This is a genomic window from Nocardiopsis sp. NPDC050513, from assembly GCF_044457925.1.
Lineage (GTDB): Bacteria > Actinomycetota > Actinomycetes > Streptosporangiales > Streptosporangiaceae > Nocardiopsis.
Genome location: NZ_JBITHK010000029.1, coordinates 1 through 9,339 on the forward strand (window position 1 = coordinate 1; position 9,339 = coordinate 9,339).

Here is a 9,339-nt window from a genome sequence, read left to right on the forward strand (position 1 = left end):
CGCGCCCGGGAACGGAAGGCCCCCAGGGCCTGACGGTCCCAGGCACGGAGCACGCCGCCGGGCCACCAGGCAGCCGGCCCCGCCAGGGGCCGACCGATACACCACCCCGCCGAGGGCGGGACCAACGGCCCCGCCCCCGGCCGGTGCGAGGATGACACCTCAGAGGTCGGACGCTCAGGCGAGCCCGCCGCCGTGGCAGCGGCGGCGGGCCCGGGGCGAAGTCAGTCCAGGAGCGCTTCCCACCGATCGGCCACGGCCTCCAGGCTGCAGGACGCCGCGTCGGCGCGTGCCGCCTCCGCGAGACGGTCGCGGCGGGCACGGTCGGTCAGCAGATCCACGGTCGCGGCCACGAACCGGTCCTGGACCGCGGGGTCGGTGATGTCACCGGGAATCAGGAGTCCCGTACGGCCGTGGTCCACACGCTCGGAGAGCGCGTCCAGGTCGCTGGTGATCATCGGGGTTCCGGCCGCCGCCGACTCCGCCGCCGAGTAGCAGAACATCTCCGGGAACCGGGAGGGGTACAGCCCCAGCCAGGCACGCCGCTGGAGGTCGATCAGTTCCGACTTCGACAGCGATCCGTACCTGCTCAGGAGGTGCACCCCCTCGGGCACGGCGTCAGTCCCCAGAACCTGGCGCCAGCGGTCGTCGGACTCGGAGTTCGTGAAGCCCCACAGCTGCCAGCCGGAGGTCACCCACAGCTGCGCGTCGGGCACCTCGGAGCGGATACGGGGCCAGAACCCGACCAGGGTGTCGAGCCCCCGGTTGGGCATCGAGGAGAACAGGCAGGCCCGCTCGCGCGGCAGCTCCTGCCGGTAGCGCTCGGTCTCGATGGGCAGAGGGATCTTGACGGTGGGCACGTCGGCCCCGGCTGCGGCCAGACGGCCGCGCATGGTGTCCGAGGCCAGGACGACCGGGGCCGTCGGGTGGGCCTTCGCGAAGGCCTGCGGGCCGTGCGGCCGGTCATCGAGCATCCAGAAGATGTGCTGGCGCGCCTGGGTCTTCCACAGCGACTCGTCGAAGCGAACCGCGACCGCGACGTCGGGGGTCGCCGCCGAGTCGAGCTCCCAGACGCCCCGCCAGTGGACGCCGTCGTGGACGCCCGGGCTCCACGGGGCGTTGAAGACCTCCACCTGGTGGCCGCGGTGGGCCAGCTCCCGGGTCAGCAGGACCAGCGCGGTCTCGCTGCCCCCCAGTCCGGGGGTCTCGTAGTCGTGCGGACCGAAGGCGTTGCGCTTGCGGTAGACGAACTGCCAGTGAGCCATGAGCTTCTCCTTGTCAGAGACGGGTGTCGGTGGAAACGGGCAGGTTCAGCAGGGAGCGGGCAGCCTCGGCGGCGGCGGCCACCTGCAGGCGGCCCGGCTCGCCCCAGGCGAGGCGATCCGCGGCCACGTGCGGAGCGACGAACTCGCGCTGGTAGGTGCGTCCGGTGTCGGGGTCGGGCCTGGACTCGCGAAGCCCGTTGACCCGGGCGACCATGCGGACCTGGGCGTAGGGCGGTGTGCCGTCCCGGTCGTCGACCCGCTGGTAGCCGAGGTAGTGGGGGGTGCCGATGTCGGCCGTGACCTCCTCGTCGGCCTCCCGCCGCAGGGTGGCCCCGAAGTCGGTGTCCTGCGGCTCGGGCCGCCCTCCGGGAAGGGAGGACGTGGAGCCCTCCACGCGGAGCAGGACGCGTCCCTCCTCGTCGAAGAGGAACCCGTACACCTGCCGGACCCGCATGTCCGGCGGTACGGGGTCGGTGTGCCAGGTGAAGTCGGTCATGTCTTCCTCCCTCGCGGACCATGGCCGCGGATCGAGCGTGCTGGTCAGGTAGTGGGCGTCCTCCCCCTCGCAGACGTGCACGAGGTTGCGCAGCAGGTGGCCTCCGCCGGGCGGACGCTCCAGGAGCAGGTGGCGGACGTAGGTCTTCCAGTGCTGCAGGAGCGCCGGATGCTGGTCACCGTCCAGCCACAGGACTCGGACCGGCTGGCCCGCCAGGTAGTCGATCAGCTGCGGACGCAGCTCCCGGTAGTCCGCGGCCGTGGCCTCCTGGTAGATCGCGTCCACGTCCTGCTCGCTGAGGGTGTGGTCGGCGTGGTGGGTGACCGAGAACCCGATCCCCTCCAACGACAGGGTCAGGAGATCGGCCGTCGCGATCGCACCCGGGGGAAGGAGCTCCGCGAGCCCCAGCAGACGGGCCGAGCACTCACCGCCGTGACGGGGTCGTCCGGCGAAGGCGGGTTCGCTCTCGGCCCGTTCACGGACCTGGCGAGCGGCCCTGTCCGCGCGGACGGCCGAGCTCTCGGACAGCGGGACCGAAGGGTCCAGATGGCGGGCCAGGCCCAGGAGGAACCCCTGGGCCTGGTCGCGGCGTGCGGACGCGGCCGGTCCGGCCAGCGCGTCCGGTTTGGCCATCACGACGTTCATCGGTGCTGCTCCCAGCAGTTCAGCGCGTGCTGGACGACCCGTCGTGCGGTGGAGTCGATGTCGTCTCCACCGCTGTCGAGCCTCTGCAGGTGAGGGATGTGCCGTTCCATCAGACCGTCGAGAGCCGTGTGCCAGGCCTCGAACCTGACCTGGTCCGGGCCGAAGAAGCGGCGCTGCTCGTTCTTGCTCGTGCGCCCCGTCGCCACGTCCTCCCTGTGGCGCCGCAGTCGGACGTCGAACGCGGTGCTCAGCAGGGTCGCCCCGGCGTAGACCGGGTGGTGTCGGTGGGTCGAGGCGAAGGCTCGGTCCATCAGTCCATCGCCTTCGGCCCGCGCCCGGGCCCAGGCCCGGTAGTGGGAGCTGACCTTGACGTCGCGCGTGTGGCGACCCGGCCGGTAGAACACACCGTCCACGACGGGCCCCACCGTGTAGGACAGGCGACGGAAGCGGCCGAGCGCGCCGGTCGGGGAGACCGGTCGGGTGATGTTGGCCAGGTAGCCGTCGAGCCGCCCCAACGGCCCCTGGACCAGCGGGCCGATGACCAGGTCGACGGCCACGCCCTGTTCGGCGAGCAGTTCCTGGGCCCTTCGAGCCACGGTCTTCTTGCCCGAGCAGTCCAGGCCCTCAATCAGATACGGACGCATCCAGGGTCTCCTTCGCTTCCAGGCGCACCGGCCGACCGGTGCGCAGGCTGTGGGTGATGAGGTGGGGAACGTTCTCCCGCGCCCGCTCCGAACAGGTCAGGATGTCGAGCAGGTGGAGGGGGTAGCGGCCGCCGCCGACGGACGGAAGGTCGGCGTAGTGCCAGGAGTCCTCGTCGTCGGGCCAGAAGACGGCGGGAAGGTCGTCGACGGCGACTCCGAGGTGGTGGGCCGCCTCGGTGAGGCGGCCGTAGGTGTTGCCGTAGTGCCGGACCCGGCGTCCGCCGAGTGCCATGACGACCTCCGCGGTCGCCATCAAACGGGATCCCGGGACGAGTCGGCCATGGCGGATCAGGTCCGCCGCCTCGTCCGTGGTGACGGGGCGGGGTTTGCCCCGGTGGCGCTTGGTGCCGTCGCAGTCCAGCGGCTCCACCTCCATGGCACGGGAGCTGAGGCGGAACCGCAGGTTCAGCGGGACCCCCTCGGGGCTGGTGGCCACTCCCAGCCCCAGCAGGGGCCTGCCCTGGGCCCGGGCGCCCTTTCCGAGGAGCTCTTCCAGCCCTCCCGGCACATCGGTGAGGGCCTCGGCGATAATGTCCCGGAGAGGAGACCGGGTCAGACTCACCAGCTCCAGCCGGGGCAGATCCGGGTCGAGCGCCCGGTGTTCGGCGTCCAGGACCCCGTGGAGCACCTCACCCACGGTCAGGCCACCGGATCCGGCGCACCCCTCGTCGAACCGCGTACGGACACGGTCGTAGACGACCTTCTCCGCGACGGTGGGCCGGGGGTCGTCCAGGGCCGCGCGGTAGACACCGCTGACGATCCCCGCCGCCCAGGCGTCGGACGCGGGCAGCCACCAGGGCACCCACGGAACCGTCCCGGGCAGGTCGACCGCATCCACACCCACGCCCGACCGGAACCGCGTCAGGCGCAGGGTGGAGCCTCCCTTCCGCCGCGGCACCTCGTTGAGGATGCCCCGGTGGTCGTCCAGGAGCTGAACGAACCGGTGGTGGTGGACCGCCATGCGGGCCGAGGGATTGACGGTGGGATGCCAGCCGTCGGTGTAGGTGAATTCGGACCTCATCGGATCTGCTCTCCTTCCTCGTCGGGGACGTCCCAGGGACCGTCGGCCGGGGTGCGCAGGTGGCGGGCCTGGCGCTCCAGGTTGGGGATGAGCTCGGCGTCCCGGGCCGCCAGGCTCCCCGAGCGCGGCGGGTGCTCGCGGTGGAACACCCCCGTGTCCAGGACCGGGACGACGAAGGATCCTCGCGCGATGGCCTTGGCCGCGTACGTGCCGTCCTCGGGGCCGTAGCCGACGAAGTCCGGCGGGCAGCCGATGCGGGCCGTGTGGTCGGGGACGACGAAGTTGTTGCCCTTCACCATGAAGGCCAGATCAGCCGGTCCCAGGTGGCGGCCGTAACCGAAGTCGCGGAAGTTCCGCGTCTGGTCCAGGGCCCGGACCGTGATCGGGCGCCCCACCGGAACCAGGCCGAGTCGACCCGGCTCGTAGTGGGCCTCGATCCGGGTGTCACGACTGCCGTCGGGGGCACGGTCGGGCCGGGGCGTCCCGGGAGGCAGCTGCTCCCTGAGCGAGACGGTGATCAGGTTGGGCGCCAGCAGGTGGTGGAGAGCGTGCCGGAGCAGGTAGTTCGGCGCCATCTGGGTGTCGGCGTCGATGAACACCACCACCGGGTGACGGACTTGGGAGATGCCGACGTTGCGACCGCCACCGCAGTAGACCCGCTCCGGGGCCCGCAGGATGCGGACCTCGTGGGGGGTGCCGGAACGCAGGGCGAGTGGCGGCTCGCTCAGGTCGTCGGTGACCAGGCACTCCCAGGGAGTGCCCTCGGGAAGCGCGCGGGCGGCGTCCACGATCGCGTCGACGGTCTCATCGAGCGTGTCGTGGACGTTGCGTGCGGGGATGACGACGCTGACCCCCGGGAAAGGCGGCAGCTCTCCGGACCGGAGGACCGGCTCCAGGGCGTCCAGGAGGACGTCCAGGATCCAGTAGTCGTTGGACCGGGCGCTGATCCTGTCCTGGATCGTGACGGGCAGCCCCCCGCTGGTGTCCGGGCGGGGCCAGCCGATCCAGGCCAGTGTGTCGCTCAGGAGCTGGTCAGGCAGATCGGCCAGAGTCTCGACGACGCGGTCCGGTCGTCCCCGCTCGACGACGAGCAGGCGTGCCGGTGCGGTCGAACGCATCGTGGTGACCACCTGGGCGCGGTCCGTCGGCCGCCAACCCGCCTCCGCCAGGACCCAGCTGTCCTGGGTGGGAGCCGCGATACGGAACCGACCCGACGCCGTCCGGACGTCCACGACCGGTTCCACGGGGGCGACCGCACCGGACACGTCGAGCGGAAGGCGCAGGGTCCCGCGGTGGAGAAGGCGAACACCGTGGGGAAGGCGGATGCTGGTCACCGCTGCACCTCCTGTCCGAGGGTCTCGGGGAGGTCGTGACCCATCCGGTCGCGCTTGGTCGCCAGGTAGCGCTGTCCCTCAGCGGCGGTGACAGGGGTGATCAGGGGGACGACCTCGGAGACCTCGATGCCGTGCGTGCGCATGGCGTCGCGCTTCTCCGGGTTGTTCGTCAGCAGACGCACCGAGCTCACTCCGAGGCCGCGGAGGATCTCGGCCGCCGGCCGGTAGTCCCGGGCGTCCTCGGGCAGGCCCAACCTGGTGTTCGCGTCCACCGTGTCCGCGCCCTCGTCCTGCAGGGCGTAGGCCTGGATCTTGGCGAGCAGTCCGATGCCTCGGCCCTCCTGGCCCCGCAGGTAGAGGACGATGCCGCTGCCGGCCTCGACCACGGCCTGCTGCGCCGCGCGCAACTGGGGCCCGCAGTCGCAACGCACCGACCCGAGGCCGTCACCGGTCAGGCACTCGGAGTGGATGCGCACCAGCACGTCCGACTCCGCGACCTGCCCGTGGACCAGGGCCACGTACTCGTTGGCGTCGAAGGACCCGCGGTAGCCGACCATCCGGAACTCGCCGAACTCGGTGGGCAGTTTGGCCGTGGCCACGTGCTGGACACGGGGCGGTTGGAACGCCCCGGAGGAAAACTCGTCCATGGAGAACCCCTTCTCTGAACCGGGGTGCGGGCCCGTCTCATGACGGGCTGTGGCCGCTTCTTCCCGGCACTGAGGCGGTCGGCGGGCGGTGGCGGGATCCGCAAGGTGGAGCGCCCTACTGGACGAACGACCTTGCGGATCTCGCCGCCGACCGCCAGCCTCTGAGTGCCGGGAAGAAGCTGGCCCAGCCATGCGAGGGGGTCCGCCGTCAGAGGAGGGGATCACTGCGGAGGGGAATCGACGCGGGATCCCCTGACTGTGGCGGCCGCACCGGGGAACACACGTCGACGGCTTCGAGTACCGCGTCGGCCGCAGGCGAACCCGGGCTGTCGGCGACCGCGGGATCACGATGGGAACCGAGGACACTCCAGGACGGGTGTCGGCCGCACGTGAACGCGGGACCACGCGGACGGTTCACGATGGGACCACCTCCACCTCGCCACCCGACGGCTGTGACGAGCACTCCTTCCAGGGCATCGCCAGCCCGGCCCGAACCTTCGTCCACCGGTTCGCGGTGACGTGGCCCACGTGTCCTTCGGCCATGCCGGAGTCGTACGCGCTGGTCGACCCCGGCCGAACGGCGTCGACGTCGACGTCAGTTCTTGCCACCGAGACGAAGCCACGCGTGCCGAGCAGGCCCGCCACGGCTGCCGGGGTGATCGCCCGTACCGCCGACCAGATCGGCATCACCCCGTCGGCCCGGGTCGTTGTCGCGCGTCTCTCCACGCGGCGCTGCCGCGGGTGGGCGTGGAGGGGCCCGGCTCGCTGGAACGGGTGCGGGTGCGGATGCGGATGCCCGCCGTCCCACACCTCGCGATGTCACGCAGCGGTCGAGCCAGTCCTGGGAACGATCCCGGTGCGGCCCTGCTGACGGCCCGAGCCGCGTGCGTCCTGGACCGACAGCTCGACCACGGACGCCTCGGAGAAGTGGCGGCGATCGCCGACCTGCCACTCGTCGTGCGTCTCGGCCGGCACCGCTCCGGCTCCCGACACAGTGGGGTCGGGAAAGTCCTTCACCGCATCCGCTCCGCGCTCGATCTCCCAACCGCTCCAACCGGTAGGTCGACCCGACCTTCCTCCAACGCGTCACCGGGAAGCCCGCGAACACGGGGATGTCAACGCGCGCTTCGATGAACACCCGCTCCGCCTGCGGGAACTGCCGCCCCGGCAGGTCAGCGACCACCGCGGCCTGGGAACGCACCGCATCGGCGCGGGCTTGGGCGAAGATCGTGCGGATGATGGCGGCGACCGTCTCACCCGACCTCCGGGGAACCTTGGCCAACCCGTCGTGCACGAAACGCTCCCGGCACCGCCGCCACGCCGTCCACAAGGACACCGCCCCGATCGCGACGACCCGTCCGGCGCGGGGGTCAGTGACCGCAAAGCGGACCCCGTCCAGGCCGAGCGAGCGCGAGCCGCGCGGGAACCGGGTCCAGAACGACCGGCTCCAGAACGACCGGCTCCTGCTGTCACCGACCGCGAACCGAGCGCTTCGCGCCGCCCCTGGGTGGCGGCACCGGTGGCGATCACCACCGCGTCGGAAGCGATCCGGTGCTGGACGCGGGCCTCACAGCAGGTGGCCTCCGAGAACACGTGGGGGAAGGCGGTGTGGTCCAGTGGGCGCTCCGCGAACGCGGTCACTTCCTCGTCCCCCTCAGCGCAGATCCGCGGCCCCCGGTACCAGAAGATCCCCGAGCCGGTTCCCCGTCCTTCGGCCAGACCGTCGACCGCCCGGGTGGACACCCCGTGCACGTTCCACGTCCCAGGCGGTGGTGGCCAGCGGCCAATCGCGGTGACCGTCGCGCCGATGGGTCCGCGCGGGGAGCGCTGGCGGGTGTGGGCGCCGATCACGGTGCTGGTCTCGGCCTCGACCAGTTCCTGGAGCGACCGTTCCGGGACCAGGCGGACCGTCTCCGTGCACTCGGCGGCTTGTCGCCGCTCCACGAGCTGTTGTGGGCCGTGCTGGGGCGGAGCCCGTCTTGTTCGAGTCCTTGCGCACAAGGAACTCGGGCCTTCCTCCTGACCGTCACGCGACGGCTCGCCTTGCCTCCATGGGCGTCCTGGCCAGGGATGAGCCGTCGGAAGTCACACCACACGGCGGGACACCGTCCGAGGCCGTCTCGGTCACCCGACGCCCCCCCGCCCCACCTGCCCCGTCCTCCGACGGTCCCCGTTACCGAGCCCGCCGACCGGCAGCCTTCCACCGACCGACAGCCCTCCGCCGACCGACAGCCCCCGTCGCCTCGGCAGGGGCGGATCGCACAACGCACCCGCTGTCGCCCGATCGCGGTCCACGACCCGCGCGCCCAGGAGAGAACGATCGCGGACATCGCCGGGCAGCCCAGTCCGGCGCGCGACACCGTGCACCGCTTCGCACGCGCCGCCACCACCGACGGGCTCCCCGCCGAGGACAGCACTGGACATGCCCCGCGATCATCCGGACCTTCGGCACCCGCCCACGGAAACGATGCACGGAGCGGCGCACCGACGACGCCGCCTTCTGACCTGAGATCCGCACCCGGGAGTTCCGGAGTGGATGCGCCGGCGTCCGTGTTCGCATCCACCCATGGCGCATGACCGCCGCCTCCGGAACCGAAGTCGGAGCCGGAGCCGTCGACGGTCCGGTAGGCCACCACCCATGCGGGCGCACAGGACGACGCCGAGCGACGCGCTCTCACCGACGTCACCCCGCCGTACAGCTCCGAGGCGGTCGAAGGCCACGCCAACCCGGCTCGGGGTGCTCGAACGGCGGGTGTACGGACGGGCCAAGCCCGTCGTGCTCCGCGGACACGTCGTACCGGCCGCCTGACGACGGCGCCGCGCGTCATCGGATGCCGTACCCCCGCCTGCAACCGGTGCGGCCGCTCCTGATCCCGCTCGTGCGCCCTGGAGCGTGTGCCGCGGTGAAAGAACCGGGTACTGACCGCACTCATGGCGTGCGGGTTCCTCACCGAAACGATGGTGTGCCGGCCCTTCCCGCCGGTGAACGCCGCTCGCGACCGCGTTTCCCCTTCTCCACTCCCCGGAGCCGCGCCTGAGATGCGCACCGGTGGCGCTCGACACGGGACGCGGCGGCCACGCTCACTGGCGACGCCTCTCCAGCGGGGGTCGCGTGGGCGCCTGCCAGGGCAGCGCGCCGCCCCCGCCAGGGGGCGACCACGGCCCGGCGGCCCGCGCCCGGGAACGGAAGGCCCCCAGGGCCTGACGGTCCCAGGCACGGAGCACGCCGC

8 protein-coding genes and 2 pseudogenes are annotated in these 9,339 nt (G+C 72.0%); all 10 read right to left on the reverse strand.

From position 1 onward, the window contains the following. Positions 1–221: 221 nt before the first annotated feature. Entirely contained in the window at positions 222–1,262 is a 1,041-nt protein-coding gene (locus ACIBFB_RS27120; protein WP_397234988.1) for a glycosyltransferase family 4 protein, read from the reverse strand. Between the two features lie 13 nt (positions 1,263–1,275). Then, complete coding sequence (locus tag ACIBFB_RS27125) at positions 1,276–2,403, reverse strand: NUDIX domain-containing protein (protein WP_397234989.1); 1,128 nt, start codon at positions 2,401–2,403, stop codon at positions 1,276–1,278. Then, the gene (locus ACIBFB_RS27130) at positions 2,400–3,047 is read right to left on the reverse strand and encodes a hypothetical protein (protein ID WP_397234991.1); all 648 of its coding nucleotides are present in this window, start codon (positions 3,045–3,047) and stop codon (positions 2,400–2,402) included. The genes ACIBFB_RS27125 and ACIBFB_RS27130 overlap by 4 nt, the downstream gene beginning before the upstream one ends. Then, positions 3,028–4,128, reverse strand: coding sequence for a hypothetical protein (locus ACIBFB_RS27135; RefSeq protein WP_397234993.1), 1,101 nt, complete (start codon positions 4,126–4,128; stop codon positions 3,028–3,030). The genes ACIBFB_RS27130 and ACIBFB_RS27135 overlap by 20 nt, the downstream gene beginning before the upstream one ends. Then, on the reverse strand, positions 4,125–5,462 hold the full coding sequence (locus ACIBFB_RS27140; protein ID WP_397234995.1) for a glycosyltransferase: 1,338 nt from the start codon (positions 5,460–5,462) through the stop codon (positions 4,125–4,127). The genes ACIBFB_RS27135 and ACIBFB_RS27140 overlap by 4 nt, the downstream gene beginning before the upstream one ends. Next, positions 5,459–6,109, reverse strand: a complete 651-nt coding sequence (gene ribA, locus ACIBFB_RS27145) for a GTP cyclohydrolase II (RefSeq protein WP_397234997.1) — start codon at positions 6,107–6,109, stop codon at positions 5,459–5,461. The genes ACIBFB_RS27140 and ribA overlap by 4 nt, the downstream gene beginning before the upstream one ends. Before the next feature lie 414 nt (positions 6,110–6,523). Further along, positions 6,524–6,796: a hypothetical protein gene (locus ACIBFB_RS27150; RefSeq protein WP_397234999.1), complete on the reverse strand. Its 273-nt coding sequence runs from the start codon at positions 6,794–6,796 to the stop codon at positions 6,524–6,526. Positions 6,797–6,928: 132 nt separating this feature from the next. Further along, a complete protein-coding gene (locus ACIBFB_RS27155; protein WP_397235001.1) occupies positions 6,929–7,126 on the reverse strand; it encodes a hypothetical protein in 198 nt (65 codons plus the stop codon). A 22-nt stretch (positions 7,127–7,148) separates the two neighbouring features. Next, positions 7,149–7,544 (reverse strand): annotated as a pseudogene (locus ACIBFB_RS27160) (transposase); the annotation flags it as partial. A gap of 56 nt (positions 7,545–7,600) precedes the next feature. Next, positions 7,601–8,053 (reverse strand): annotated as a pseudogene (locus ACIBFB_RS27165) (transposase); the annotation flags it as partial. Positions 8,054–9,339 lie beyond the last annotated feature (1,286 nt).